Origin of the sequence: Streptomyces himalayensis subsp. himalayensis (assembly GCF_013778455.1) — a bacterium.
Classification (GTDB): domain Bacteria; phylum Actinomycetota; class Actinomycetes; order Streptomycetales; family Streptomycetaceae; genus Streptomyces; species Streptomyces himalayensis.
This window is the reverse complement of sequence record NZ_JACEHE010000002.1, coordinates 62,095-89,055: the sequence shown is the minus strand read 5'-3', so window position 1 is coordinate 89,055 and position 26,961 is coordinate 62,095. Positions and strand designations below refer to the sequence as shown.

27 protein-coding genes are annotated in these 26,961 nt (G+C 70.0%); 21 read left to right on the top strand and 6 right to left on the bottom strand.

Annotated features, from left to right (window positions below; translation table 11 throughout):
• The first annotated feature begins 3 nt into the window (after nucleotides 1–3).
• The 3 genes from H1D24_RS04135 (at nucleotide 4) to H1D24_RS04125 (ending at nucleotide 4,384) form a co-directional block, all read left to right on the top strand.
• Nucleotides 4–441: a winged helix-turn-helix transcriptional regulator gene (locus tag H1D24_RS04135; RefSeq protein WP_181655985.1), complete on the top strand. Its 438-nt coding sequence runs from the start codon at nucleotides 4–6 to the stop codon at nucleotides 439–441.
• A complete protein-coding gene (locus H1D24_RS04130) occupies nucleotides 438–1,589 on the top strand; it encodes a DUF2786 domain-containing protein (protein ID WP_181655984.1) in 1,152 nt (383 codons plus the stop codon). Before H1D24_RS04135 ends, H1D24_RS04130 begins: the two co-directional genes overlap by 4 nt.
• A gap of 158 nt (nucleotides 1,590–1,747) precedes the next feature.
• Complete coding sequence (locus H1D24_RS04125; protein WP_309484194.1) at nucleotides 1,748–4,384, top strand: FUSC family protein; 2,637 nt, start codon at nucleotides 1,748–1,750, stop codon at nucleotides 4,382–4,384.
• Between the two features lie 298 nt (nucleotides 4,385–4,682).
• Here H1D24_RS04125 and H1D24_RS04120 read toward each other — a convergent pair whose 3' ends face one another.
• The 3 genes from H1D24_RS04120 to rpmB form a co-directional block, all read right to left on the bottom strand.
• Nucleotides 4,683–5,183 (bottom strand): hypothetical protein, encoded by a 501-nt coding sequence (locus H1D24_RS04120; RefSeq protein ID WP_181656388.1) that lies wholly within the window; start codon nucleotides 5,181–5,183, stop codon nucleotides 4,683–4,685.
• Between the two features lie 117 nt (nucleotides 5,184–5,300).
• The gene (gene rpsN, locus H1D24_RS04115) at nucleotides 5,301–5,606 is read right to left on the bottom strand and encodes a 30S ribosomal protein S14 (RefSeq protein WP_181655983.1); all 306 of its coding nucleotides are present in this window, start codon (nucleotides 5,604–5,606) and stop codon (nucleotides 5,301–5,303) included.
• The gene (gene rpmB / locus H1D24_RS04110) at nucleotides 5,606–5,842 is read right to left on the bottom strand and encodes a 50S ribosomal protein L28 (RefSeq protein WP_067282906.1); all 237 of its coding nucleotides are present in this window, start codon (nucleotides 5,840–5,842) and stop codon (nucleotides 5,606–5,608) included. The genes rpsN and rpmB overlap by 1 nt, the downstream gene beginning before the upstream one ends.
• A 110-nt stretch (nucleotides 5,843–5,952) precedes the next feature.
• On the opposite strand from rpmB, the gene rpmG reads away from it, so the two are divergent.
• The 5 genes from rpmG (at nucleotide 5,953) to H1D24_RS04085 (ending at nucleotide 8,675) form a co-directional block, all read left to right on the top strand.
• Nucleotides 5,953–6,117 carry a 50S ribosomal protein L33 gene (rpmG, locus tag H1D24_RS04105; RefSeq protein ID WP_003999141.1) on the top strand — a complete coding sequence of 55 codons (165 nt, stop codon included), beginning with the start codon at nucleotides 5,953–5,955 and terminating at the stop codon, nucleotides 6,115–6,117.
• Between the two features lie 17 nt (nucleotides 6,118–6,134).
• Nucleotides 6,135–6,389: a type B 50S ribosomal protein L31 gene (locus H1D24_RS04100; RefSeq protein WP_181655982.1), complete on the top strand. Its 255-nt coding sequence runs from the start codon at nucleotides 6,135–6,137 to the stop codon at nucleotides 6,387–6,389.
• Nucleotides 6,389–7,570 (top strand): CobW family GTP-binding protein, encoded by a 1,182-nt coding sequence (locus tag H1D24_RS04095; protein ID WP_181655981.1) that lies wholly within the window; start codon nucleotides 6,389–6,391, stop codon nucleotides 7,568–7,570. Before H1D24_RS04100 ends, H1D24_RS04095 begins: the two co-directional genes overlap by 1 nt.
• Nucleotide 7,571: 1 nt before the next feature.
• Entirely contained in the window at nucleotides 7,572–7,817 is a 246-nt protein-coding gene (rpsR, locus tag H1D24_RS04090) for a 30S ribosomal protein S18 (RefSeq protein ID WP_181655980.1), read from the top strand.
• A gap of 636 nt (nucleotides 7,818–8,453) precedes the next feature.
• A complete protein-coding gene (locus H1D24_RS04085; RefSeq protein ID WP_181656387.1) occupies nucleotides 8,454–8,675 on the top strand; it encodes a DUF397 domain-containing protein in 222 nt (73 codons plus the stop codon).
• A gap of 69 nt (nucleotides 8,676–8,744) precedes the next feature.
• Here the strand turns inward: H1D24_RS04085 and H1D24_RS04080 are convergent, their stop codons facing one another.
• Nucleotides 8,745–9,275 carry an ATP-binding protein gene (locus tag H1D24_RS04080; RefSeq protein WP_181655979.1) on the bottom strand — a complete coding sequence of 177 codons (531 nt, stop codon included), beginning with the start codon at nucleotides 9,273–9,275 and terminating at the stop codon, nucleotides 8,745–8,747.
• A 262-nt stretch (nucleotides 9,276–9,537) separates the two neighbouring features.
• Here H1D24_RS04080 and H1D24_RS04075 point away from each other — a divergent pair, with 262 nt between their 5' ends.
• The 8 genes from H1D24_RS04075 to H1D24_RS04040 all read left to right on the top strand — a co-directional run bounded on the left by H1D24_RS04075 (nucleotide 9,538) and on the right by H1D24_RS04040 (nucleotide 17,161).
• Entirely contained in the window at nucleotides 9,538–10,434 is an 897-nt protein-coding gene (locus H1D24_RS04075) for a Sco1979 family transcriptional regulator (RefSeq protein WP_374064140.1), read from the top strand.
• Nucleotides 10,435–10,489: 55 nt separating this feature from the next.
• Complete coding sequence (locus H1D24_RS04070) at nucleotides 10,490–11,947, top strand: aldehyde dehydrogenase family protein (protein ID WP_181655978.1); 1,458 nt, start codon at nucleotides 10,490–10,492, stop codon at nucleotides 11,945–11,947.
• 198 nt (nucleotides 11,948–12,145) lie between these two features.
• On the top strand, nucleotides 12,146–12,694 hold the full coding sequence (locus H1D24_RS04065; RefSeq protein WP_181655977.1) for a DinB family protein: 549 nt from the start codon (nucleotides 12,146–12,148) through the stop codon (nucleotides 12,692–12,694).
• Nucleotides 12,695–12,720: 26 nt separating this feature from the next.
• The gene (locus tag H1D24_RS04060) at nucleotides 12,721–13,362 is read left to right on the top strand and encodes a PadR family transcriptional regulator (protein ID WP_181656385.1); all 642 of its coding nucleotides are present in this window, start codon (nucleotides 12,721–12,723) and stop codon (nucleotides 13,360–13,362) included.
• Nucleotides 13,363–13,507: 145 nt separating this feature from the next.
• A complete protein-coding gene (locus H1D24_RS04055) occupies nucleotides 13,508–14,449 on the top strand; it encodes an ATP-binding cassette domain-containing protein (protein WP_181655976.1) in 942 nt (313 codons plus the stop codon).
• Nucleotides 14,446–15,279, top strand: coding sequence for an ABC transporter permease (locus H1D24_RS04050; RefSeq protein ID WP_181655975.1), 834 nt, complete (start codon nucleotides 14,446–14,448; stop codon nucleotides 15,277–15,279). Before H1D24_RS04055 ends, H1D24_RS04050 begins: the two co-directional genes overlap by 4 nt.
• 178 nt (nucleotides 15,280–15,457) lie before the next feature.
• Nucleotides 15,458–16,219: a MerR family transcriptional regulator gene (locus tag H1D24_RS04045; protein WP_181655974.1), complete on the top strand. Its 762-nt coding sequence runs from the start codon at nucleotides 15,458–15,460 to the stop codon at nucleotides 16,217–16,219.
• A 231-nt stretch (nucleotides 16,220–16,450) separates the two neighbouring features.
• On the top strand, nucleotides 16,451–17,161 hold the full coding sequence (locus H1D24_RS04040; protein ID WP_181655973.1) for a DedA family protein: 711 nt from the start codon (nucleotides 16,451–16,453) through the stop codon (nucleotides 17,159–17,161).
• A 92-nt stretch (nucleotides 17,162–17,253) separates the two neighbouring features.
• Here H1D24_RS04040 and H1D24_RS04035 read toward each other — a convergent pair whose 3' ends face one another.
• Nucleotides 17,254–18,912: a threonine/serine exporter family protein gene (locus tag H1D24_RS04035; protein ID WP_181655972.1), complete on the bottom strand. Its 1,659-nt coding sequence runs from the start codon at nucleotides 18,910–18,912 to the stop codon at nucleotides 17,254–17,256.
• Nucleotides 18,913–19,063: 151 nt separating this feature from the next.
• A complete protein-coding gene (locus H1D24_RS04030; RefSeq protein ID WP_003991985.1) occupies nucleotides 19,064–19,555 on the bottom strand; it encodes an inorganic diphosphatase in 492 nt (163 codons plus the stop codon).
• A 210-nt stretch (nucleotides 19,556–19,765) separates the two neighbouring features.
• Here H1D24_RS04030 and dacB point away from each other — a divergent pair, with 210 nt between their 5' ends.
• From dacB to ftsH, 5 genes are all read left to right on the top strand, one after another.
• Nucleotides 19,766–21,301: a D-alanyl-D-alanine carboxypeptidase/D-alanyl-D-alanine endopeptidase gene (dacB, locus tag H1D24_RS04025; protein WP_374064139.1), complete on the top strand. Its 1,536-nt coding sequence runs from the start codon at nucleotides 19,766–19,768 to the stop codon at nucleotides 21,299–21,301.
• Nucleotides 21,302–21,513: 212 nt separating this feature from the next.
• On the top strand, nucleotides 21,514–22,638 hold the full coding sequence (locus H1D24_RS04020) for an Rv3626c family coenzyme F420 biosynthesis-associated protein (RefSeq protein ID WP_181655971.1): 1,125 nt from the start codon (nucleotides 21,514–21,516) through the stop codon (nucleotides 22,636–22,638).
• 244 nt (nucleotides 22,639–22,882) lie between these two features.
• A complete protein-coding gene (gene tilS / locus H1D24_RS04015; RefSeq protein ID WP_181655970.1) occupies nucleotides 22,883–23,932 on the top strand; it encodes a tRNA lysidine(34) synthetase TilS in 1,050 nt (349 codons plus the stop codon).
• 64 nt (nucleotides 23,933–23,996) lie between these two features.
• On the top strand, nucleotides 23,997–24,560 hold the full coding sequence (hpt, locus tag H1D24_RS04010; RefSeq protein WP_181656383.1) for a hypoxanthine phosphoribosyltransferase: 564 nt from the start codon (nucleotides 23,997–23,999) through the stop codon (nucleotides 24,558–24,560).
• Between the two features lie 215 nt (nucleotides 24,561–24,775).
• Nucleotides 24,776–26,824, top strand: a complete 2,049-nt coding sequence (ftsH, locus tag H1D24_RS04005) for an ATP-dependent zinc metalloprotease FtsH (RefSeq protein ID WP_181656382.1) — start codon at nucleotides 24,776–24,778, stop codon at nucleotides 26,822–26,824.
• Nucleotides 26,825–26,961: the final 137 nt, after the last annotated feature.

The following is a 26,961-nucleotide window of genomic DNA, read 5'->3' as shown; positions in this document are numbered from 1 at the left end:
TTCATGTCACTGGGGCACACCGGGGTAACCGCCCCTGTCGCGGCTGACGCGGCGCGCCGGGACATCCCCGACCCCGTCGTCAGCTGCGGAAGCCCACCGGAGGACTGCGGCATCCGCGACGTCCAGGACCGGCTCGGCGACAAATGGTCTGTCATGGTGCTGTCCGAACTCGCCGCCGGGATACGCCGGTTCAGGCAGCTCCAGCGCGCTGTGCCGGGCATCTCGCAGCGCATGCTCACCGTCACGGTGCGCCGCCTGGAGCGCGACGGGCTGATCAGCCGCACCGTGCACCCCACCATCCCGCCGCAGGTCGAGTACGAGCTGACGGAGATGGGCCACAGCCTCACGCACCTCATCAGGGCGCTCGCCGACTGGTCGCTCGACCACCGCGAGGCCATCGCCGAGGCCCGCCGCACCTGGGACGAGGCGAACGCCACATGAGCACCCCCACGACGGTCGAGCGGGCAGTCACGGCCGCGCTCCATGCCGACACCGACGACGCCCTGGACACCGGCGCGTCGCTGCTCGCCGCCGATTCGTCACCGACGACGGACGCCGAACTCGCTCTGCGCGGCGAGGAGCTCGTCGCGGGGGCGTGGCGGCGCGGCTGGCAGCCCGCGGATGTCGTACGCATCGTCCGGCGCGAACTCGACGAGACGCACGTACGCCTCGTATCGGCGCTGATCCTCGCCGAAGCCCGGCGTCAGCCGAAGGGGCAGAACCGGGACGGACGCTGGGAGGCACAGCTCGCCCAGCTGGAGGAGCCTGGGGCCGAAGCCGCGCGCACCGACCGCTTCTCGTACGCGACCGCTGTCCTGGAGCTGTACCGGCTGCTGCTGCGGCTGCCGGGGATCGAGCCGCTCGACGCCGCCCCGGACCCCCGGGGGAGGGCTCACCGGTCCCAGTCGGCGGCGTCCCGCATGCTCACCCGCATCCGCGCTCTCCTCGCCAAGGCCGAGGCGACCGGCTACCCGGAGGAGGCGGAGGCGCTCACCGCCAAGGCGCAGGAACTCATGGCGCGGCACAGCATCGACGAGGCGCTGCTCGCCGCCCGCGCGGAGGACAAGGACGCGCCCGGCGCCTGCCGTATCGGTGTCGACCCGCCGTACGAGACGGCCAAGGCGGTCCTGCTCGACGCGGTGGCCACCGCGAACCGCTGCCGCGCGGTGTGGAACGAGCCGCTCGGCTTCTCGACGGTCGTCGGCTTCGCGCCCGACCTGGAGTCCGTGGAACTCCTCTACACCTCACTTCTCGTCCAGGGCACGTCCGCCATGGCCAGGGCGGAAGCGGCCCAGCGGACGGGCGGCCGCAAGCGCACGAAGACGTTTCGGCAGTCCTTCCTAGCCGCATACGCGCATCGGATCGGCGACCGGCTGTCGGCGGCCGCGGACAGTCAGGTGGCCTCGCCCGAAGGGGACCTGCTGCCCGTGCTCGCCGCCAGGGACGTGGCAGTCGCGGACCGTCTTGAGCAGATGTTCCCGAGGACGGTCACCACCCGGCTGCGCGGCGTCAGAGACGCGGCCGGGTGGGCAGAGGGGGCCGGGGCGGCCGATCGGGCACAGGTGGAGGCGCGGCCGCGTCTGCGGTGACTTCCGGGATCAGGTGACTTCCAGGATCAGGTGACTTCCGGGATCGGGAGGGCCGGAGGCCGGACAGGGCTCACCGAATCGTCAGGCGCCGGTCGACGCCATGGTTCATGGTGCGCGGCTTACCCGACCTGCTCCGAACCCTCCCGTACGCTGGCGGAGTGAGTTGGCTCCGGGCGCTGACGGAGACCGCCCGTGCAGGGCTGAAGATCGAGCGGACCCGCCTCGAACCCCTCGTCGCGCTCCGCGGCGCCGCCGGGCTCGCGATCGTGATCGCGGTGAGCGTGTGGGCCGTCGGCCCCGTGGCCGCTGTGAGCTCCGCGTTCGGCGCGTTCCAGGCGGCCATCGCCACGTTCCAGCGCAGCTGGCGCCCCCGTCCCGAACTGGCCCTCGCCTCCGGCACGAGCCTCGCCGTCTCCACCTTCCTGGGCTACCTCACGATCTCCCACAAGGGCCTGTTCCTGGCCCTGCTCGTCCTGTGGTCCTTCCTCGCCGGACTGGCCTGGGCCGCGGGCCCGACCGTCGGCCTCATCGCCTCGTCGAACGTCGCGATGATGGTGATCACCGTCACGCTCCCGACGTCGGTCGCCCAGGCCGCGGGCCACGCCCTGATCATGGTCTTCGGAGGCATGGTGCAGGCGGCTCTGATCGTGCTCTTTCCGGTCCGGAGATGGGGCGCCCACCGCGACGCCCTCGCCGACGCACTGGCCGGCGAGGCCGACTACGCCCGGCGGCTCCGCCACGACCCGGTCGCGCCGTTCGACCCCGGCCCCCTGATGGAGGCCAGAAACGCGGCCGCCGTCACCCGCCGCCAGGCCCGCACCCGCCCCGCCGAGCTGCACGGCACCCGCGGCCTCGCGGAACGTATCCGTCCGGTGCTCGCGTCCCTCGCCGATCCGGCGGTGGGCGTCCCGGAGGAGGGCCCCGAACGGGCCCGGGTGCGCGACCTGCTGGCCGCCTCGGGCGCGATCCTGGACGCCGCCGCCCATGCCATCCGGCACGGCGCACCCGTCGACCTCCCGCCGCCCGCGGCCGACGCCTTCAGGACCCCGGACACGGGCGCAGTCCCGTCCGGGCCGGCCAAGCGCGCGGCCACCCGGCTGGCGGCGCTCCTGGAGGACGTGGTCGAAACGGCAGGCGCGTCCCGCACACCCGTTGCCCTTACGGCGCCCACGGCCTCGGCGGCCTCCGCGACGCCAGAGGCGGCGGGTCCGGACGCGCATACGGAACCTCCGCGACCGGCAAAAGGGATCGGTACCGAGCGCGCCCACCCCCAGGGCGTCAGTACCGAGCGCGCCTACCCCGACGGCAGCCAGTCCGACACCCGCCCGATCGTCCTCGTCCGGCCCACCCTCATCGGCCTGATTCCAGAGGCCCTTGAGTCCGTGCGCAAGGAGTTCCGCCGCGGCTCTCCAGTACTGCGCCACGCGCTCCGCGTGACCGCGGTCGCAGGCGCCGGCTATCTGATCGGCGACGCACTGCCCCTCGGCCACGGCTACTGGGCCCCTCTGACCTCTGTCATGATCATGCGCCCGGACTTCTCACAGACGTACTCCCGCGCGGTGGGCCGTCTCGCCGGCACGCTCGTCGGCGTCGCCGTGGCCACAGGGATCGGGCAGATCGCGGACCTGGGGCCGTACGTCTCGGGCGCACTCGCCGTCGTCTGCGCCGGCCTGATGTATCTGCTGATGCGCAGCGGCCAGTTCGCCGCGCAGGCGTGCGTGGCCGCGTACGTCGTCTTCCTGCTCGGCATGGGCGGCGAGGAATGGACCCAGACGGTCCCCGAGCGTGTACTGCTCACCCTCCTCGGCGGAGTCCTGGCGATGCTCGCGTACGCGGTCTACCCGGCCTGGGAGACCCCGCGGCTGCGGACGCGCCTCGCCGACTGGCTGCTCGAGAACGGCCGCTACGCCGCCGCGGTCGTCGGCCGCTACGCCGCCCCCGCGGGCCGCACGTCCCCGGATGTGCGCGAGACGCTGCTGGCTGCCCGCGACGCCCGTATCGCGTGGCAGCAGGCCTCGGCCCGGGCCAGGACCGAGCCGGTACGCCACCGCGGCCTGTCCCGCGCGGCGGCCGACGACGCCGAGGAGGCCCTGGCGCAGATGGCGCGCGTCGCGATGCTGATGGAGGCCCACCTCCCCGAGCGCGGTACGACGCCGGTGCCCGCCGCGGGCCGTCTCGCCGAGGCACTGCGCACCTCGACGGAGCAGGGCGCCAAGGCGGTACGCGAACGCCGCGTCCCGAAGTGGGACTCCGTCCGCGCCGCCCTCGACGAGTGGGACGGACAGGGCGTCCCCGACCGCGTCGTACGCAGGGGAGCGGGCCTGCTCCTGGAGACCCTCGACGAACTCTCCAACGCCCTCGACACGACCGCGAACCCTATGTCGCTCGATGGGACAGGTGGGCCGGGGGCTGGATCTGGGACGAAGGGGACGGGCTCAGGGGCGGGAACCGGGTCTGGGGCGGGGACGGGCTCCGGGGCGGGAACCGGGTCTGGGACGGGGACCGGGTCCGGGGCGGGGACGGGCTCCGGGACGGGAACCGGGTCTGGGACGGGGACCGGGTCCGGGGCGGGAACCGGCTCCGGGACGAGGACCGGGTCTGGGACGGGGACCGGGGCGGGAACCGGCTCCGGGACGAGGACCGGGCCCGGGTCTGGGACGGAGACCGGCTCCGGGACGGGAACCGAGACCGGGACGGGAAGCGGGACCGGGACCGGGACCGGGACACGGCAGCGGCCCAACGGGCCCGGGAACGCGGACGGGCCGCGAAACCCGGAGAATCCTGCGGCCCGCTGAGCTTCCGGTCCGCCTGAGGCCTTCTGCCTGCCTGCCAATGCAGGCCAAGCAGTCATCAGGACGCAGGCCAAGCCGACGCACGGAAGAGCACGTGCGCTCCGTACGGCGGATGAAGCGCGTGTCATGTCGGGCACGCGCGCCCCGTACAGACGAAGCGCACGTGGCTCCCGGATACGCGCGCCACGTGGCACCGCACGCGCGCGGCATCTGCGCGGCTGCAGGACCGCAGCCGAAGCCGTCAGGACGCAGGCGCAGCCGTCGGGACGCAGCCCGAGTTGTCAGAGCACAGGCGCAGCCGTCAGGACGCCGACAACGAAGCCGTCGGCAGTCCCTCCGGCAACTTCCCGCCCTCGGCCCTCCGGTAGGTCTCCTCTCCGAGGCCGCCCTCCCACGTGACCTTCAGCGTCGCGTCCGTGACGGAGCCGACCATGCCTTCGCTGCGGTCGTCGTTGCCGCCCGTGCACGTGAGCGCGATCATCTGCATGCCCGCCTGCTCACCGGCCGTACCGTGGCACACCGTCCCGCCGCTCGTGAAGAGGCCGGCCTGCTTGCCGTTGATCACCAGTGCGATGGCCTTGCCGTCGGTCGTGGCGAGCCAACTGCCCTCGAGGCCTCCACCGGACGAACCCGAACCGCCACCGCTGCCGTCGCCCGAGTCCGGAGACGCGGACGCGGACGCGGACGCGGAGGAGCTGGTGTCCGAGCTCTTGCCCGCGCCGCCGCCGTCACCTCCGTCGCTGCTGCAGCCGGTCAGAACGAGCGTTGCCGCGACTCCTGCCGCGGCAGCGGCGATCCGCATCCGCCCAAGCGCGGCAGACGCGGCAGACGCGGTAGCGGCGGTGGTCACTGGTGTCCCCCTATGGCACTGGTGTTTGCTCAGCAGACCGCAGCAAACTACCAGGAGCCCCTGCGGCCGTTACCAGGACGACTTCCGTACTCCCGGCAGGAATCCGGCGTGCGCCTGCGCGCGCAGATTCACACGGGACAGCCCGAAGGTGCGCGAGTAGCCGCGCGGCCGCCCGTCCACACTGTCGCGGTTGCGCACCCGCGTCGCGCTGGCGTCACGCGGCTGCCTGCGCAGTTCCCGCTGAGCGGCCAGACGTTCGGCTTCGCTGCCGGCCGGACGCCGGATGATCTCCTTCAGCTCGGCGCGCCGCGCGGCGTACCGGGCGACGATCTCCTGCCGCTTGGCGTTCTTCGCGATCTTGCTCTTCTTCGCCATCAGACCTTCACCCCGCGCGCGCGAATACGGGCCACGGCGGCCTCGATACCGATCGTGTCGACGGTCTTGATGCCCTTCGCGCTGAGCCGCAGCCGGACGTACCGGCCCTCGCTCGGCAGCCAGTAGCGCTTGCGCTGGACGTTGGGGTCGAAGCGGCGCGACGTGCGCCGGTGCGAGTGGGAGATGTTGTTGCCGAATCCGGGCTGTGCGCCGGTCAGCATGCAGTGGGCGGACAAGGTGATGCACCTCTCTGGTCGTCTGGTCGTCTGGTCGTCTGGTCGGCGAGGGGCGGAACGTGCCCCCGATCCTCATTTGGAAATGGGATTCGTTTTCATATACTAGCCACATGGCCCGTAACGAACTCCGCCCCGTCATCAAGCTCCGGTCCACGGCGGGGACCGGCTACACCTACGTCACCCGCAAGAACCGCCGTAACGACCCCGACCGCATGACCCTGCGCAAGTACGACCCGGTCGTCGGCCGGCACGTCGACTTCCGCGAAGAGCGCTGAACGGGAGGCCTGGAGAGATGAAGCCCGGTATCCACCCCGCGTACGGCCCTGTCGTGTTCCGCGACCGCGCCGCGAACCACGCCTTCCTGACGCGGTCCACCATGACGAGCGACAAGACGATCGAATGGGAGGACGGCAACACGTACCCCGTCGTCGACGTCGAGATCTCGAACGTCAGCCACCCCTTCTACACGGGCACGGCCCGCGTCCTGGACACGGCGGGCCGCGTGGAGCGCTTCGAGCGCCGCTACGGCCGCCGCGAGGCCCGCTGATGGAGAGGCGGAGCTCGCCGGCCGTCGCGATCGTCGGCGGGCTGCACGCGGACGCCCGGAAGGCGGCCGTCGAGCGGCTGCTCGCCACCGTCCCGGGAAGCGTCGCGCTCCATCACGACCTCTCGACGGCCGTGGGCGGAACGGTTCTCCGGACCGTCCGCGACGCGACCGGTGTGCACTCCACCGGCGAGGCGCCGCTGGTCAACGACTGCGCGTGCTGCGCGCTGCGCGAGGACCTCGTGCCGGAGCTGGAGCGGCTCGCGGACGAGCCTGCCGGCGGTACGCCCCCGCTCGCGGTTGGTGCCGCCGGTGGCCACCGGCGGCTGGCGATCGTCGAGTTGTGGGACTCGGTCGAGCCCAAGGCGATGGCCGAAGTCGTCGTCGCGAGCGGCCTCACCGTGACCGCGGTGATCACCGCGGTCGACCCGGCCCTGCTGCTGCCCTACCTGGCCAACGGCGACGACCTCATGGAGGCGGGGCTCGCCGCGGCTGCCACCGACCAGCGCACCGTCGCCGACACCTGGGCCCGTCAGCTCGAGTACGCCCCCGTGCTCGCCGTCGCCGACTCCGACGAGGCCGACGACGAGGACCGGGCGCTTCTCGCCCAGCTCCACCCGACGGCCCGTCATGTCTCCATAGGCCATGGGGACCTGGCGGGTGTGGCGCTGGCTGGCTTCGACGTGGAGGCCGCCGCGGCCGCGCAGCACCCGTCGTGCGCCCTGCTGCCCACCGAGGCGGACGCGAGCGGGGTCTCCACCCTCGTATGGCACCGCGACCGGCCCTTCCACCCGGAGCGGCTGTACGCGGCTCTGGAGGACCTGACCTGCGCGGCGGCACGCAGCCGCGGACGGTTCTGGCTCGCCGACAAGCCGGACACGCTGCTCGCCTGGGATGCGGCCGGTGGCGCCCTGTGCGTCGAGAGCGCGGGCCCCTGGCTCGCTTCGCTACCGGACGCCGCGTGGGACATGGTGCCGCCGATGCGCCGGGCAGCCGCCGCGCTCGACTGGCACCCGGAGCACGGGGACTGCTGCCAGCACCTCGTCTTCACCTCGCCCGGGCTCGACCGCGAGGGGCTCGAACAGCTCCTCGAGTCCTGCCTGCTGACCGATGCGGAGTACGCGGCCGGGCGGGACGCCTGGAAGCGGCTGCCGCCCGCCTTCGACTCACTCCTGGAGGTCTGACATGCGACGCAAGAGCGACCGGGGGCCCAAGTCCCCCAAGTCCCGTCCCAATCCGCTGGACCAGGCCGGTGTCACGTACATCGACTACAAGGACACTGACCTGCTGCGGAAGTTCATCTCCGACCGAGGCAAGATCCGCAGCCGGCGGGTCACGCGGGTTTCCGCGCAGCAGCAGCGGCAGCTGGCCCGCGCGATCAAGAGCGCGCGGGAGATGGCGTTGCTGCCGTACGGGACCTCGGGGCGGTAGCCCCAGCGACGGCGCCGCCGAATGCCGCCGCCGCAGCCCGCACCTGCCGCGGGCTGCGGCGGCGTCTGTTGGTGGGGGCACGTCCCCTTCGGCACGTACGCGGCCATCGGCCGGTGGGGGCAGGCGGGCAGGCCGTTCCTGTCCGTTGTGGGCAGGCGTTCCGCAGGGCTGGGGGCACCTCCCAGCGGTAGCTGGGGGAGGGTGGGCACAACCCACGACGTACGGTGCCTCGTGTACGGCATGTGCACAGATGGTGGGCGGGCGCCCCCGACGGCTGGTCGCCGTCAACGAACTGCGGGCGGGTGGGGGAGAACCCGCCGCGGAGCGGCGGCGTGGCCGGCCCCGCGGCCGGCAGCGGCCCGCCCGTTGGAACAAGAACGCCCCCGCACACGTCTCTTCCTTGTGCAGCACGTATGCGACCGAGGGCCACGCACGGTCGGGGGCCAAGGGTCCCTTCCCGCATGCAATGCGCCCACGGGGGCAGACGCAGCCCCAGCTGTAACCAAAGCACCACCCGCCGTGCACGTGCATTTGCCCATGCAGCCGCACGTGAACACAGCTATGATCCGGAACGTTGACCGCTGTCATCAGCCCAGCCTCACCGGGGAGCGATCTGTGCACGACGTGTACAACGGCATGGCGGCCACAGAGCTTCACGGGGTGGCCTGGCAGAAGAGCCGGCACAGCAACTCACAGGGATCATGCGTGGAGTTTGCGAAACTGCCGGGCGGCGACGTGGCCGTTCGCAACTCGCGGTTCCCCGACGGTCCCGCGCTCATCTACACACGCGCAGAGATAGAGGCCATGCTGCTGGGGATCAAGGACGGCGAGTTCGACCATCTGATTGCGGGCAACTGACCGCAATCAGGGAGCAACTCATCGTAACAACGCGCGTAGACAACCGACACGCGAATCCGTCGGGTACGGCTAGTCGGTCCCCAGGCGGAACAGCGCCCAGACCACCTTGCCGCCCAGCGTGCCTGCGTTGGGGTATGCCCTGCTCGAATCGAATGGAGAGCTTGGGGAGGGATGCCAGCCCCAGCTGTCGGCGAACGAGTCCACGAGAAGAAGACCGCGGCCCGACTCGGCCGCGCAGTCCTCCTCCGTCTCGCGGGCGACGGGGTTCTGGCGGCTGGGATCGCGCACCGCGCACACCAGGCGCGAGGTCCAGTGCATGAGGTGCAGCCGCACGGGCGGCTCGTCGTCGCGCGGGGTGTCGGACGGCAGTGCGTGCCGCAGTGCGTTGGTGACCAGCTCGGACACCACCAGTGCGACGTCGTCGAATCTTTCCGACAGGTTCCACTGGTTGAGGGTTCGACCGGTGAACTGCCGCGCCTCGCGCACCGCTTCGTAGCGGGCGGGCAGTGCGCAGGACGCCGCGCTGGCGACGGCTGCGGGGTCGATCGGGGGAAGCCCCTGCCTTAACGGCTCGAGCATGGTCGATCCATTCATCCCCATGCGAGGCACTCCCGGGATTCGCGGTCGCGGCGATACTGCGGTGGTGCGAGACCATGGTTCCGAATGCGTACGGCAGATGCAAGGGCAGATGCACGTGCACGCGCCGGAGTTGAGCACTCTAGTACCGCTTCTTGCGTATTTCTTCCTCTCTCTACTTCTGTCACTCCTCGAAAGCCTTTCCATTTCTGTAACCGGACGAGTACGGGCTGGAGCGTTTTAGTGGCAGACTTCGGGCTCTGGAGACGTTGGGAAGGGTGACGAAGTGACCGCAGGCGAGTCATGGGGGTCTCCCCAGGCGTTGAGTCCTGGGGGAGGCTCCGTGGTGCGGCGCATCCTGCTGGGCTCACAGCTCCGGCAGCTGCGGGAGGCGCGCGGCGTCACGCGCGAGAAGGCCGGCTATTCGATCCGCGCGTCCGAATCGAAGATCAGCCGCATGGAGTTGGGACGGGTGAGCTTCAAGGCGAGGGACGTGGAGGATCTGCTGACGCTGTACGGCGTCACGGACGAGGCCGAGCGCAACGCGCTCCTCGCTCTGGCGAAAGAGGCCAACGTCGCTGGCTGGTGGCACAGTTACTCGGACGTGCTGCCTGGCTGGTTCCAGACATATGTGGGTCTGGAGGGTGCCGCCTCCCTCATCCGTGTCTACGAGGTCCAGTTCGTGCACGGCCTGCTGCAGACGGAGGCGTATGCGCACGCGGTGGTCGAGCGCGGCATGGGGGAGGGCGCGAATCCGGCCGATGTCGATCGGCGCGTCGCGCTGCGCCTGGAGCGCCAGAAACTGCTCGTGTCCGAACGCGCCCCGGACTTCCACGTCGTACTGGACGAGGCCGCGCTGCGACGGCCCTATGGGAGCAGGGACGTCATGCGCGGACAACTCCAGCATCTGATCGACGTGTCCGAGCGGGCGAACGTCAAGCTCCAGGTGATGCCCTTCAGTTTCGGCGGACACTCGGGGGAGAGCGGTGCCTTCACGGTGCTCAGCTTCCCCGAGTCCGATCTCTCCGATGTCGTCTATCTCGAACAGCTCACCAGTGCGCTGTATCTGGACAAGCGGGAAGACGTCACACAGTACGCAAAGGCCATGGATCGGCTGCAGAGCGAGAGTCCGGATCCGGCCCGGTCACGGGACGTTCTCCGAGGACTGCTCCAACTCATATAAGACACAAGTACGATGACGTCTCATTAGGCGCCTGCCTCTCGCAGTTGGGGATCGTATGTCCTTCTTCACCGACCTGGCCCAGCAGTACATCGACGGCGAGTGGCGGACCGGTAGCGGCTCGTGGGACATCATCGACTTCAATCCGTACAACGGTGAGAAGCTCGCCGCGCTGACGGTGGCGACCGTCTCCGAGGTCGACGACGCCTTCCGTGCGGCCGCGCGGGCCCAGAAGTCCTGGGCGGAGGCGGGCCCTTACGCGAGACGGCAGGTGCTGGAGCAGGCCCTGCGGATCACCGAGGCCCGCGAGGACGAGATCGTCGAGGCCATCGTCGACGAACTCGGCGGGACCTGGTCCAAGGCGCGGTACGAGGTGCATCTCGCCAAGGAGTTCATCCGCGAGGCGGTGCAGGTCTCGATGTGGCCCGAGGCGCAGATCGTGCCCTCGCCCGTCCCCGGCAAGGAGAGCCGCGTCTTCCGGCAGCCGGTCGGTGTCGTGACGGTGATCAGCCCCTTCAACTTCCCCTTCCTGATCACGCTCAAGTCGGTCGCGCCGGCGTTGGCCCTGGGCAACGCCGTCGTCGTCAAGCCCAACCAGAACACGCCCGTCGTCGGCGGCGGACTCATCGCCCGTATCTTCGAGGACGCGGGCCTGCCGGCCGGGCTCCTGAACGTCATCGTCACCGACATAGCGGAGATCGGCGACGCCCTCATCGAGCATCCGCTCGCGAAGGTCATCTCGTTCGCGGGGTCGGACAAGGTGGGTCGGCACATCGCCTCCGTGGCCGCCGGTCACCTCAAGCGCGTCGTCCTCCAGATGAGCGGGAACAGCGCCCTGGTCGTCCTCGACGACGCGGACATCGACTACGCCGTGGACGCCGCGGTCTTCAGCCGCTACGTGTACTCAGGGCAGGTCTGCATGGCCGCCAACCGCATCCTGGTCGACCGCGCCGTGGAACAGGAGTTCACGGAGAAGTTCACCGCCCGGGTCAAGGCGCTGAAGACCGGCGACCCACGTGATCCGGACACCCACATCGGCCCGCTCATCAACGCCTTCCAGGCAGACGCGCTCACCGCCCTCGTCGACCAGGCGATCGACGGCGGCGCCACGGCGCTCGTACGCGGGCGGACCATGGGCAACCTGGTCGAGCCGACCGTCCTCACCGGCCTGCCGGAGGACTCGCCCGTGCTGCGCCAGGAGATCTTCGGCCCGGTGGCCCTCCTCATCCCGTTCGACAGCGAGGAGGAGGCGATACGTATCGCCAACGACACCCCGTACGGGCTCAGCGGCGCCGTGCACGCCGCCGACATCGAGCGTGCGGTGAACTTCGCACGGCGCATCGAGACCGGCATGATCCACGTCAACGACGGTACGGTGCACGACGATCCGCTGGTCGCCTTCGGTGGCGAGAAGGACTCGGGGCTGGGGCGGCTGAACGGCGAGTCCACGGTGGACGCGTTCACCACGAAGAGGTGGATCTCGGTGCAGCACGGGCGGAGCGAGTTCCCGCTCTGAACCCGCATTGCCATCAGTGAGCCCGTGTTCCGTTCGCTTGTCCCGTCAGTGAGCCCGCGTTCTGTTCGCTTATCCTGCGTACTTTCGCAGAGTCCACGTTCCTTCGCCCGGCGCGAAGTTACGGACCGAAGCTGACCGCAAGGGTTCCTAACGTCGTACGTACGCAAAGCGCGACGCAACGACGAAAGGCGGCCCCTCATGGTCATGCACGTTTCCGCAGAGGCACACGGCGACGAGCGCGGAGCCCTGCTCGGTTTCCTGGAGGAGGCGCGGGGTGGCATCCGTCGGGCCCTCCTCGGCCTGACCGAGGAGCAGGCGGCGAAGAAGCCCAGCGCGAGCGAGCTGTCGCTGTCCGGACTGCTCAAGCACGTGGCCGAGGTCGAGCAGAGCTGGCTGGCCCGGGCCAAGGGTGAGGAGCCGCCGGTCCATCGCACCGAGGAGAACTGGCACGAGTGCTTCCAGCTTGTCGGCGAGGAGACGGTCGAGCAGCAGCTCGCGCACTGGGCGGAGATCGCCGGTCAGACCGAGGAGTTCATCCGCGCGGTGCCCAGTCTGAACGACACGTTCGCGCTGCCGGACCAGCCCTGGTTCCCCAAGGAGCGCGTCTCCATGCGCTGGCTGCTGCTCCGGCTGATCAGCGAGATGGACCGGCACGCCGGACACGCCGACATCATCCGCGAGTCGCTCGACGGCAGGACGGCCTTCGAGCTGGTCGCCGTGGAGCAGGGCTACGCTGGTCAAAGTTGACCAGCGTGGAAGCGAGGGGCGTGGGGATGTCGGCGATCCGGTTGCTGGTGCTCGGTGCGGTCCGCCAGCACGGACGGGCCCATGGGTACCAGGTGCGCAACGACCTCGAGTACTGGGGCGCCCACGAGTGGTCGAACGCCAAGCCGGGGTCGATCTACCACGCCCTCAAGCAGATGGCCAAGCAGGGGCTGCTGCTCGCCCACGAGATCGCGCCCTCCACGGCCGGCGGCCCGCCGCGCACCGAGTACGAGATCACCGACAAGGGGATCCGGGAATACCTCAAGCTGCTGCGCGAGGCCCTGACGGCGTACGACCAGAAGCCGGACGTCCTGTCGGCCGCCCTCGGGTTCATGGTGGATCTGGAGCGCGAGGAGGCGCTCGAACTCCTCGAGGAGCGGGTGCGCGTCATAGAGGAGTGGCGCGCGTCCGTCACCGAGTACTACACCCCGGTGGACGGCCCCGAACAGCTCGGCCACATCGGCGAGATCATGAACTTCTGGGTGTACTCGGCGGACCGGGGGGCCGAGTGGACCCGGGGTCTGATCGAGCGCATCAAGGGCGGGGCGTACACGTTCGCGGGCGAGGGTGAGCCGTTCATGGGCGTGTTGGCGGAGGGTGTGGAGAACCCGTATGCGACGGGTGAGTCCCATCCGGGAGACCGCCAGTAGTTCCCGGCGCTCCGGCGCGTGCTGCCGCGGGTAGCTCATCCGTAGTTCATCCGTGCGATTAATCAAGTTTGACCAGTCACTGCTCGGGTACTAGCCTGCTTGGTAAACTGGTAGTCAAGTTTGACTAATATCTAGGGAGGCCTCTGTGGCCGACTCGGCGATCCTCGTCGAAGGGGTACGGAAGAACTACGGAGACAAGCGCGCACTGGACGGCCTCGACCTGACGGTCGGACGCGGCACCGTCCACGGCGTGCTCGGCCCGAACGGCGCGGGCAAGACGACGCTGGTGCGGGTCCTGGCCACGCTGCTGCGGCACGACGAGGGCCGTGTCGAAGTGGCGGGACAGGACGTACGCACGCGTGCCGACGAGGTGCGCCGCCGCATCGGACTGCTGGGGCAGCACGCCGCCCTGGACGAGGACCTCGGGGGTCGGCAGAACCTCGAGATGTTCGGACGGCTGTACCACCTGGGCAGGCGCCACGCGCGCGTGCGCGCCGGCGAGCTCCTGGAGCGGTTCGGGCTCGCGGACACCGGGCGCAAGGCGGTCAAGCAGTACAGCGGCGGCATGCGGCGCCGCCTGGACCTCGCCGCGTCGCTGATCACCGAACCCGAGGTGCTGTATCTGGACGAGCCGACGACGGGGCTCGACCCGCGCGGCCGCGCCGAGGTGTGGGGTGCGGTGCGCTCGCTGGTCGACGGCGGTACGACCGTGCTGCTGACCACCCAGTACCTCGAAGAGGCCGACCAGCTCGCCGACCGTATCTCGGTGGTGGACCACGGCCGGGTCATCGCGGACGGCACGGCGGACGAGCTGAAGTCGAAGACGGGCGGCGACCGGATCGACGTGGTGCTGAGGGACGCGGGCCAACTGGGCGCGGCCGTCGCTCTGTTGCCGGCGGAGACGGGCGACGTCTCGGTGGACACGGACCGCCGGCTGCTCAGCGCCCCGGTCGCCGACCGCATGGCCGCGCTCACGGGCACCGTACGGGCCCTGGAAGAGGCCGGAATCGAAGCGGAGGACATCGCGGTGCGGAGGCCGACGCTGGACGAGGTCTTCCTGCACCTCACGAAGGGAGTCGCGGCATGAGCGGCATGAGCGGAACGGTCGACGCGAGCGTGAAGGGCACGCCACTGGGCTGGGCGCTCGCCGACTGCTGGACCATGACCCGCCGCGAGCTCGCCCACTGGGGGCGGCAGCCCGTGCAGGTCGTCGTCGGGCTTGTCTTCCCGGTGATGCTGCTGCTGATGTTCGGCTATCTGATCGGTGGCGGCCGGGGCGTCGAGGGCGACTACGTCGACTTCCTGGTGCCGGGCATGCTCGCGCTGACCATGGCGTTCGGCCTGGAGTCGACGATGCTGGCCGTCACCCAGGACCTCAACAAAGGGGTGATCGACCGGTTCCGGTCGATGCCGATGACCAACGGCGCGGTCCTGGTCGGCCGTTCGGCCGCCGACATGCTGCAGTCGGCGCTGAGTCTGGCCCTGCTGATCGGGGTCGGTTACGCGATCGGCTGGCGGCCGCACGCCTCGTTCGGCGCCTTTCTGGCGGCCGTGGGGCTTCTGCTCCTCCTCAGGTTCGCGATGCTCTGGATCGGGATCCACCTGGCGATGGTGGCGGGCCGCCCGGAGATGGTGCAGGCAGTGCAGATCCTGGTCTGGCCGGTCGGTTTCCTGTCCAACGCGTTCGCGACGCCTGAGTCGATGCCCGGCTGGCTGGGCGCGGCGGTCGAGTGGAACCCGATGTCGGCGACGGCGACGGCGGTAAGGGACCTTTTCGGCAGCCCTGGCGCGGCGGGGTCCTCGGGGGCGTCATGGGCGGCCGAGCATGCGGGAATGCTGGCCGTGGCCTGGCCTCTGGTGCTGGTGGCGGTGTTCTTCCCGCTGGCGGTACGGAGGTTCGGGGCGCTCAGCAAATAGTCCCCGCCAGGGGGGAACCCGGAGTCGGTCCCCGGCGCACCAGAGGCAGTTGCCGTTCGTCGCAGACCGGGGGACGGCGCTGCCGGCAACGGGTGGCCGTGCTCGTCGGAATGGGGCTTGCGCCTCACGTCGCGTGAGGGCTCATCGTGAGAGGCGTACCGAGAAAGGAGCGGGAACGATGAGCTACTCCGTGGGACAGGTGGCCGGGTTCGCGAAGATCACCGTGCGCGCTCTGCACCACTACGACGAGATCGGGCTGCTCGTACCGAGTGAGCGAAGTCACGCCGGCCACCGCCGGTACAGCGACGCGGACCTCGACCGGCTGCAGCAGATCCTCTTCTACCGGGAGCTCGGATTTCCGCTCGAGGAGGTCGCGGCACTTCTCGACGACCCGGGCGCGGACCCGCGGGAGCACCTGCGGCGCCAGCACGAGTTGCTGACCGCCCGGATCGCCGAGCTGCAGAAGATGGCCGAGGCCGTGGAGCACGCCATGGAGGCGAGGAAGTTGGGCATCAATCTCACGCCCGAGGAGAAGTTCGAGGTCTTCGGGGACCACGATCCCGACCAGTACGCGGAGGAGGCCGAACGCCGCTGGGGCGGCAACGAACCCTTTGCCGAGTCGCAGCGCCGCTCGGCCTCGTACTCGAAGCAGGACTGGGCGCGATACAAGGAGGAGAGCGTCGATTGGGGCCGCCGTCTCGCCTCGCTCATGGCAGAAGGCACTCCCGCCGACAGCGAGCGGGCCATGGACCTTGCAGAGGAGCACCGGCTGCAGATCGTCCGCTGGTTCTACGACTGCACCTACGAGATCCACTGCGGCCTCGCCGACCTCTACGTGACCGACGAACGCTTCACTCGCTACTACGAGCAGCTCCGCCCCGACGCGGCTCGGTATCTGCACGACGCGATCCTGGCCAACGCCGCACGGCGCCAGGCCTGACCCGTACCGGGTCGGGGGCTGCCGGCAGACTGCCGGCCCGGCGCACGGAGGGGATGTAACGGGCAGACTATGCGAACTGGGGCAACCACAGGTGTGCCCCAGTTCGCTCACAGTGCACCCCGAGGCTGCCGGTGGAACCTGGCGGAGTCACCGCGCGTTGGTAGCTTTGTGCGGCAAGACCGCCCGCCAGGACGCCCGACTGTCCCATGACGCCCCAGGAGCCCGGAACCCGTGAACACGCTTGCCCTCGGCCCGGAGTGGCTCAGCCCGGACTACCTGATCGAGACCTTCAGCCTGCCGGGCATCCTGCTGATCGTCTTCGCCGAGTCGGGACTCTTCGCGTTCCTGCCTGGTGACTCGCTCCTGTTCACCGCGGGCCTCCTCGTGGCCCAGGGGAAGTACATCAGCGAGCCGCTGTGGCTGGTCTGCTTCCTGATCGTGCTGGCGGCCGTCATCGGTGACCAGGTCGGCTATCTCATCGGCAAGTTCTTCGGACCGAAGATCTTCAACCGGCCGAACTCGAAGGTCTTCAAGCCTGAGAACCTCGAGAAGGCGCACGAGTTCGTGGAGAAGTACGGCCCCAAGGCCATCGTGCTTGCCCGGTTCGTGCCGATCGTGCGCACGTTCGCCCCGATCGTGGCGGGCGCCGGCCGTATGAAGTACCGCACATTCATCACGTACAACGTCATCGGCGGTATCGCCTGGGGCACCGGCGTCACGGTCGCGGGCTACTGGCTGGGTCAGATCGAGTTCATCAAGACGAACGTCGAGGCGATCCTCATCCTGATCGTGCTGGTCTCCGTGGTGCCGATCGCCATCGAGTACCTGCGCGAGCGGGCCAAGAAGAAGCGCCTCGCCGCCGAGGCCCCGGCGGCCGGGGCGGAGACCACACCGGCGTGGGCGAACAGGGATCGGGAGCGCGGCCGCCACGCCAAGCGCTGACGGCCCTTTTTGCGCCTAAGCCGGCGCCGCTCTCGCGGACCTGGTTGCTCGCCGTCGTGGTTCCTCAATTGATGGCTGATGCGACCTTGGTCTCAGAAACCTCTGGTTCGCTTGGCGGCGCGGCGGCCCTCCGCTGTGGCGCCCGGCACTCGGAGGAACAGCCGGGAGATCTCGGACCCCAGGTTCACGCCGATCGCGATGGCCATCGCGAGCGCGGCGGCCTTGGTGAGCGAGACCATGCCCTTGTCGACGTTGTTCTGAGCGATCGCCAGAAGGCCGAAATACGTGGCAGAACCGGGCAGCAGGGGGCCGATCGCGGCCGTGACGTACGGCAGCGCGGACGCGAACCGGTAGCGCGACAGGAGCTGGCCGAAGAGGCCCACCAGGCCCGCCGCGACCGCCGTCGACGCGACGGGCGAGAGGCCCCCCGCGTAGTGCAGCGCGCCGTAGACCACCCAGGCCACGCCGCCGTTGAGCGTCACCAGCAGAACGGTGGACCGTTCCTGCTGGAGAAGCACCGCGAAGGCGAGTGACAGCAGCATCGACGCGGCGATCTGCCACACCGGGCGCTCGACGGTGAGCAGCGCCACGTCCGGATTGAGCTTGGCGCCGAACTTCACGCCGAAGTAGAGCACCACCAGGACGCCGGTGACGATGCCGACGAACAGGTACAGAACCTCCAGCAGACGCGCTGAAGCGGTGATGTAGTAACCGGTCAGCCCGTCCTGCACGCCCGCCACGAGGGCCCGCCCCGGCAGCAGTGCGAAGAGGCCACCGGTGACCACCGCGGAGGCCGCCACCGGGACGTGTGCCAGCGTCAGGGCGATGCCCATCGCGGCGGGTGGCATCGCGGCCACCACGAACTGGTAGAACTCCGGAAGCCCACGCCCCGCGCAGAGCCAGGCGAGCCTGTCGCCCAGCATCGCGCCGACCGCCGCCGCCACGAAGACGATGAAGCCGCCGCCGACCAGAATCGACGCGGCACCCGCGAGAAGGCCGCCCGCCGCGGTCAGCGCCCAGCCCGGATACGGGTGCCGGTTTCGGCGGATCTCCGCGAGGCGTCGGTAGGCCTCCTCCAGGGAGATCTCGGTGTCCGGGTCGCTGATGTCGTCGACCAGCCGGAAGACGGCCGCGAGCCGCGTGTAGTCGGTGCCCCGGCGGCGGACGATTCGCGAGGCCGTCACCGGATCGTCCACGAGCGACGGCTGGTGCGTGATCGACAGCTGCGTGAACGTGACGGTCGGCTCGCAGCGGTCCAGGCCGTAACTGCGGCAGACGGCGAACATCGCCGCCTCCACGTCCTCGGCGCCCTCACCGCCGGCGAGCAGCAGTTCGCCGATACGCAGGGTCAGGTCCAGCACACGCGGTACCGCAGGCCCGGACTCGTCGTCGTGCTTCTGTACGGGTTCCGGCGCCGGGCGCTCGGCTACCGGCATGCGCAGCATCGTGCGCATACGGTCCTGCCAGGGAGCCTCCTTGGTCAGCCGGACCATGGGGATGCCCGACGGCGGTGTGAACGTGGGGATGCTGTGCCGGACGCTGTACGTGTCGGGTGTGCTGAACGCCGAGCCCTCCGGCTCCTGCGTGGCGGCCGGAGGAGCGGCCAGCCCGTCCGGAATGGCGAACTCGGACGTCGTCTGCGACTCGTCCTCGGCCGCCGGTGCCTGGGACACCACGCCGATCGGCTGTGTGAAGGCGCTCCTCGCCTCGTCCGACTGCGGCTTGCGGTCCTCCGCCTCGGGGTGAGCCACGAACCTTTGCCCCGCCTTTCGTACGTCTCGTCTGCACAACCAGTACGCCCTAGTATGCGCACTATTACGGGCGTCCCCGGATGGGTGCGGACGCACGAACGGGCCGCGCGGTCCCGTAAGGGATCACGCGGCCCGTTCGGGAACGCGGGGGTCAGTGACCGCCCTGCTCCTTGAAGCGCTTGTACGAACGCTCGATCTCGGCCTCGGCGTCCGTGCGGCCGACCCAGTTGGCACCCTCGACCGACTTGCCGGGCTCCAGGTCCTTGTAGACCTCGAAGAAGTGCTGGATCTCCAGGCGGTCGAACTCCGACACGTGGTGGATGTCACGCAGGTGCTCCACGCGCGGGTCGTGCGCCGGGACGCACAGCAGCTTGTCGTCGCCGCCCGCCTCGTCCGTCATCCGGAACATGCCGATGGCGCGGCACTGGATGAGGCAGCCGGGGAACGTCGGCTCGTCCAGGATGACCAGGGCGTCCAGCGGGTCGCCGTCCTCGCCGAGAGTGTTCTCGACGAAGCCGTAGTCCGCCGGGTAGCTGGTCGAGGTGAAGAGCCGACGGTCCAGGCGAATCCGACCGGTCTCGTGGTCCACCTCGTACTTGTTCCGCGATCCCTTCGGAATCTCGATCGTGACGTCGAACTCCACCGGTGGCTCCTCCATGATCAGCACATACATGCACATACATCGGGTGGTGCTGCATCCTCCCGGGGCCGTATGTGTCAACGGCTCCGCCGCAGGGCCCCCGGACACCCGGCCGGACGTGTGGCCGGGCCTGCCGTGGTGCGGTCCCGCGGCAAGACGCAGTGATTAAGTGTCCCTCACGCAAGTGTGTGATCGCGAAAGGGGCTGGTGCTCGTGCCAGAGCTGACGGCTGGGCGCTTCGCGAGGCGGTGCGGGGTACGGTTCGCGAAACTCACAACCTGGCAGCTCACGGGGGGCGCGGCCGTGGTCGGCCTGGCCCTCGCGGTCGGCTCGGTTGCCGCGGCCGGTCCCTGGGACTCCGGCCAGCGTACGGCCGAGCGGGACCGGGCCGCCGCACTGGAGGACGGGGGTGGCACAGATCACGGCAGCCCTGCCTCCCGGAAGGACGGCAACGGGAAGGACACGCGAGCCCGGAAGACACCGGCGGCCGCCCCGAGCGCTCCATCCGTACTGGCCGCGCTCGCGGCACCCACGGGCACGGGCTCCGCACCGGTCCCCGATGAGCGCGCACTCGCCAAGGTGCTCGCCCCGCTGCTGAACAGCGGCTCCCTGGGCGCCCAGCGCACGGCCGCCGTCGTCGACGCCGCCACGGGCAAGCAGCTGTACGGCAAGGGGGCGGGCGAGGCCCTCACGCCCGCGTCGACCACCAAGATCGCGACGGCTGTGGCGGTGCTGACCGCGGCGGGCCCGGACCACCGCATCACGACGCGGGCGGTCGTCGAGCCCGGCTCCGACAAGGTCGGGAAAGTCGTGCTGGTCGGCGGTGGCGACCCGACGCTCACTGCCCGCAAGGACGCGGAGGGCAACGCGAGCCTGCGCACTCTGGCCGACGACACCGCCCGCGCGCTCAAGGCCAAGGGCGTGGAGAAGATCTCCCTCGGTTACGACACGTCGCTGTACTCGGGGCCGCTGCTGCACCCCATCGGCCCGAACTGGAACATCGCGCCGGTCAGCGCGCTGATGGCCGACGAAGGCCGCCTCGACGACTCCGCAAGCGGTCCGGCGCCGCGCAGCGGGGATCCGGCGGCGGATGCGGCGGGTACGTTCGCGGAGCTGCTGCGCGACCGCGGCATCAAGACCGAGACGCCCGACCCGTCCTCGGCCAAGGCGTCGGACCATGCCGAGTCACTGGCCTCGGTGCAGTCCCCGACCCTGGCGGCGCTGGTCGAGCGGATGCTGACGAACAGCGACAACGACATCGCCGAGGCGCTGGCCCGGCAGACGGCGCTCGCCACGGACGAACCCGCGAGCTTCGACGGCGGAGCGAAGGCGATCAGTACGCAGCTGAAGAAGCTGAAACTCCCCCTGTCCGGCGCTCAGTTCGCCGACGGCAGTGGCCTGAACCGTGCCGGCAGGCTCAGCGCGAGCCTGCTCACCGCGCTCCTCGCCCGCGCCGCCGACCCGGACCACGCGGAGCTCCGCCCGGTCCTGACAGGCCTGCCCGTCGCAGGCTTCACCGGCACACTGCGCAACCGTTACGCCGACGACGCGGACGCCCCTGGCACCGGCCTCGTCCGCGCCAAAACCGGCACCCTGACCGGCGTGAACACCCTCGCAGGCACAGTGGTCGACACAGACGGCCGCCTCCTGGCATTCGCTTTCCTGACGACAGGCACGACAGACCCGAAGACGGCCCAGTCAACGCTGGACAGAGCAGCGTCAGCACTGGCGGCCTGCGGCTGCAACTGACCGATACCGCTGTGGGCAATCGTTCCTCCCCCAGCTACCGCTGGGGCCCCCAGGAGGTGCCCCAGACGATGGGGGTACCTCCCATGCCCTTAAGGCAATGGGGGAGGGCGGGCACAGCACCACGGCGCACGGTGCCGTCGACCCGGAGGTCCAGCCAAGGCTGGGGGCTCCAACAACCTCCGCAGCCGGACATGCTCACGTACCGTTGACGCATGACGAGCATCGGTGGTGCCGAGATGGTCGACTGGAATCTCGCGGTGGCGACCGCGACCCGGCTCGTACGGCCGGGCCCGGAGGTGACCCGCGACGAGGCCCGCGCCGTCGTCGCGGAGCTGCGTCGGCATGCCAAGGCCTCCGAGGAGCACGTCCGGGGCTTCACCCGGTTGGGCACCGACGAGGCCCACGACACCCCCGTACTCGTCGTCGACCGGCCCGGCTGGGTCCGGGCCAACGTCGCCGGGTTCCGCGAACTCCTCAAGCCCCTCCTGGACAAGATGCAGCAGCGCCGCGGCGGCGGCCCGGGCGGTGCCGTCCTCGGCGCCGTCGGCGGCAAGGTCACCGGCGTCGAGCTGGGCATGCTGCTGTCCTTCCTCGCCTCGCGGGTCCTCGGCCAGTACGAGACCTTCGCCCCGGCGACGCGCGAGCTCCCGGCCGGCAGCAACGGCGGGGGCAGGCTGCTGCTCGTGGCGCCGAACGTCGTCCACGTGGAGCGCGAGCTCGACGTGGACCCGCACGACTTCCGGCTGTGGGTGTGCCTGCACGAGGAGACGCACCGCACCCAGTTCACGGCCGTTCCCTGGCTGCGCGACCACCTCGAGGGCGAGATCCAGTCGTTCCTTGCCGAGACGGACGTCGATCCCATGACCGTCCTCGAGCGGATCAGGGAGGCCGCGCAGTCGCTGGCCGGCGGCCGCCCGGAGGGCGAGGAGGACGACGGCGGCCACTCCCTCGTCGAGCTGGTGCAGAGCCCCGCCCAGCGGGAGATCCTCGGCCGGCTGACCGCCGTGATGTCGCTCCTCGAGGGCCATGCGGACTTCGTGATGGACGGCGTCGGCCCGGCGGTCGTGCCGTCCGTGGGCGAGATCCGCGAGAAGTTCCAGCAGCGCCGCGCCCGAGGCGCCTCCCGCCTGGACGTGGCCCTGCGCAAGCTGCTGGGCCTCGACGCGAAACTGCGGCAGTACAAGGACGGCGAGCGGTTCGTACGGTCCGTCGTCGAAGAGGTCGGCATGGACGGCTTCAACCGGATCTGGACCTCGCCCAACACGCTCCCCACCAAGTCCGAGATCTCCAAACCGGCGGACTGGGTCGCGCGGGTGCACCGCAAAGCGGAGTCGTGAGCTGGGATGAGCCGGGCAGCGACGATCTGGATGCACCGACCGCGAAGAACGCCCGTTATCACCCGTCCGAGGGACCGTGAGGCTTGAGAAGGCGTGCAATGCTCGGGTAACGGCTCGGCTCTGTCACCATCGAACCACTCTGAGTGACTGAACGGCCCGTGCGAGACGGGCGGCCGGCGCAGGCACTCGGTGACCGAGTGACAGATTCCGAGGCACACTCCCGAACTCCCGAAGGGAACCGGACATGGGTCCCCATCCAGCGGTCGCGGCGATACGCCTGGCGGTCCGCCGCGTCCTCCACGACGTCCTCATCGACCTCAGCGCCCAGCGCACTCCCGAGCCCCATGCGGCCCACACCGAGCGCGCGCCCGGGGACGCCCTGGTACTCGTGGCCTGCTCCGGCGGCGCCGACTCCATGGCGCTCGCCTCCGCCCTCGCCTTCGAAGCCCCCAAACTCGGCATCCGCGCCGGTGGCATCACCGTCGACCACGGTCTGCAGCCCGGCTCTGACCTCCGCGCCGCCGAAGTCGTCGCGCGGCTCACCGCCCTCGGCCTGGACCCCGTCGACTCCGTCGTCGTGTCGGTCGGCCGCGACGGCGGTCCCGAGGCTGCCGCCCGCGAGGCCCGGTACGCCGCGCTGGACGCCGCCGCAGAGCGCCACGGCGCCGCGGCGATCCTGCTCGGCCACACCCGCGATGACCAAGCGGAAACCGTCCTGCTGGGCCTCGCCCGCGGCTCCGGCATCCGTTCCCTGTCCGGAATGGCTGCTGTTTCCGGGGGACCCGGGGCCGCCGGCCGTTACCGCCGCCCCTTCCTGCACCTCGACCGGCAGACCGCCCGCAAGGCCTGCATGGTCCAGTCGCTGCCCGTCTGGGACGACCCGCACAACACAGACCCCGCGTACACGCGCTCGCGCCTGCGCCACGAAGGCCTGCCCGCCCTGGAGAAGGCGCTCGGCAAGGGCGTCGTGGAGGCCCTCGCCCGCACGGCCCAGCTCTCCCGCGACGACGCCGACGCGCTCGACGCCTGGGCCGCCGAGGCCGAGGCCTCCGTCCGCGACGCCTCCGGCCTGCTGGAATGCGCCAAGCTCTACGCGCTGCCGCCCGCCGTACGCCGCCGCATCCTGCGCCGCGCCGCCATCGCCGCGGGCGCCCCGGCCGGTTCGCTGTTCGCCCGCCACATCGAGGAAGTCGACCGGCTGATCACCGGGTGGCGCGGTCAGGGCGCCATCAATCTCCCCGGCCGCGTCGTCGCCCAGCGGCAGGGTGGCAGACTGGTGATTCGGCAAGGCTGACGAAGAGCCCCGGTACGCCTGGTACGGCAGACGACCGGGACGTCGGCGGACACGACCGAAAGTGATGCGGGTGGACGCGAAAGACATGGGTGCCGATCTCAAGTCGGTGCTCATCACCAAAGAAGAGATCGACGCGAAGCTGGCCGAGCTGGCCGCGAAGATCGACGCGGAGTACGCGGGCAAGGACCTGCTGATCGTCGGTGTCCTCAAGGGCGCGGTGATGGTCATGGCCGATCTGGCCCGTGCGCTGTCCACCCCCGTCACCATGGACTGGATGGCCGTGTCGTCGTACGGCGCGGGCACCCAGTCGTCCGGTGTCGTGCGGATCCTCAAGGACCTCGACACCGACATCAAGGGCAAGCACGTCCTCATCGTCGAGGACATCATCGACTCGGGGCTGACGCTGTCCTGGCTCATCTCGAACCTCGGCTCGCGCGAGCCGGCGTCGCTGAAGGTGTGCACGCTGCTGCGCAAGCCGGAGGCGGCCAAGGTCGCGATCGACGTGGAGTGGGTCGGCTTCGACATCCCCAACGAGTTCGTCATCGGGTACGGCCTGGACTACGCCGAGAAGTACCGCAACCTCCCGTTCGTCGGTACGCTCGCGCCCCACGTCTACGGCGGTTCCTGAGCGGCGACGGGTGTTCCCCCCAGCCGGTGGTCCGGGTGTGCCCGGGCCCACAGGACATTCGGGAACCCCCAGGCGTTTTCCGCCGTTGGACCATCCGAGGCGGTATTGCCGGTCTTCTCCGCAGCGTCGGGTGACGATCCTGGGGTACCGTCCGAAGAACAGTCTTTATCAAACTCACTATGGCAGGAGGGACGGAGCGGCACCGCTCCGTATGGATGGACGTGAAGCGATACTTCCGTGGGCCGGTCATGTGGATCGTGCTGGCCGTCCTTGCCGTGGTCGTGTTGATGCAGGTCGTCGGCTCGTCCGGCGGCTACAAGACAGTGGACACCGGTCAGGTCGTCCAGGCCATCAACGACAACCGGGTGAAGTCGGCCAAGCTGACCACCGGTGACGAGCAGACCATCAAGGTCGAGCTGAAGGATGGCCAGAAGGTCGAGAACAGCGGCAAGATCCAGGCGAGCTACATCGGCGACCAGGGCGTCGACCTCGCCAAGGACCTGCAGGCCAAGTTCGAGGACAAGCAGATTCCCGACGGCTACACCGTGTCGCCGTCGAAGCAGAACCCGTTCGTCGGGATCCTGCTCTCTCTGCTCCCCTTCGTCCTCATCGTGGTCGTCTTCCTGTTCCTGATGAACCAGATGCAGGGCGGCGGCTCCCGGGTCATGAACTTCGGGAAGTCCAAGGCCAAGCTCATTACCAAGGACACCCCGAAGACGACGTTCTCCGACGTCGCGGGCTCGGACGAGGCCGTCGAGGAGCTCCAGGAGATCAAGGAGTTCCTGCAGGAGCCGGCGAAGTTCCAGGCCGTCGGCGCCAAGATCCCCAAGGGCGTGCTGCTGTACGGCCCGCCCGGTACGGGCAAGACGCTGCTCGCGCGCGCCGTCGCCGGCGAGGCGGGCGTGCCGTTCTACTCGATCTCGGGTTCCGACTTCGTCGAGATGTTCGTCGGTGTCGGTGCCTCCCGTGTCCGTGACCTCTTCGAGCAGGCCAAGGCGAACGCCCCGGCGATCGTCTTCGTCGACGAGATCGACGCCGTCGGCCGCCACCGCGGTGCGGGCCTCGGCGGTGGCCACGACGAGCGCGAGCAGACGCTGAACCAGCTGCTCGTCGAGATGGACGGCTTCGACGTGAAGGGCGGCGTCATCCTGATCGCCGCCACCAACCGGCCCGACATCCTCGACCCGGCGCTGCTGCGCCCGGGCCGCTTCGACCGGCAGATCGCCGTCGACCGGCCGGACATGCAGGGCCGTCTGGAGATCCTCAAGGTCCACCAGAAGGGCAAGCCGGTCGCACCGGACGTCGACCTCTCGGCCGTCGCCCGGCGCACCCCCGGCTTCACCGGTGCCGATCTCTCCAACGTGCTGAACGAGGCGGCGCTGCTGACCGCCCGCAGCGACAAGAAGCTGATCGACAACCACATGCTGGACGAGGCCATCGACCGCGTCGTGGCGGGCCCGCAGAAGCGGACCCGGATCATGTCGGACAAGGAGAAGAAGATCACCGCGTACCACGAGGGCGGTCACGCCCTGGTCGCGGCGGCCTCGCCGAACTCCGACCCGGTCCACAAGATCACGATCCTGTCGCGTGGCCGCGCGCTGGGCTACACGATGGTCCTGCCGGACGAGGACAAGTACTCGACCACGCGCAACGAGATGCTCGACCAGCTGGCATACATGCTGGGTGGCCGGGCGGCCGAGGAGCTCGTCTTCCACGACCCGACCACGGGTGCGGCCAACGACATCGAGAAGGCGACCGCGACCGCGCGGGCCATGGTCACGCAGTACGGCATGACCGAGCGGCTCGGCGCGATCAAGTTCGGCGGCGACAACACCGAGCCGTTCCTGGGCCGCGAGATGTCGCACCCGCGGGACTACTCGGAAGAGGTCGCGGCGCTCGTCGACGAAGAGGTCAAGAAGCTCATTGAGAACGCGCACAACGAGGCCTGGGAGATCCTCGTCGAGAACCGTGACGTCCTCGACAACCTGGTCCTCGCGCTGCTGGAGAAGGAGACGCTGAACAAGGAGCAGATCGCCGAGATCTTCGCTCCCATCGTCAAGCGTCCGGCCCGTCCCGCGTGGACCGGCTCCTCCCGGCGTACGCCCTCGACCCGTCCGCCGGTGCTCTCCCCGAAGGAGCTGTCGCTGACGACCGGTACGAACGGCGCCACGCCCGCGGTGACGGCGGCAGGCGCGGCATCGGAGGCGGCACCCGTGTCGCCGACCGAGATCGCTCCGGCCCCGGAGGAGCGCACCGACAGCTGACCGCCTCGGCCGCACCGAGGGTGATCACCTCGGTGGTCGCGCAGCTCACAGCTGTACCGGAATGATGCCGTGCCCCCCAAGGTTTTAGCCTTGGGGGGCGCGGCATTGTCGTATGCCCGTATGCGACACCACAGGAA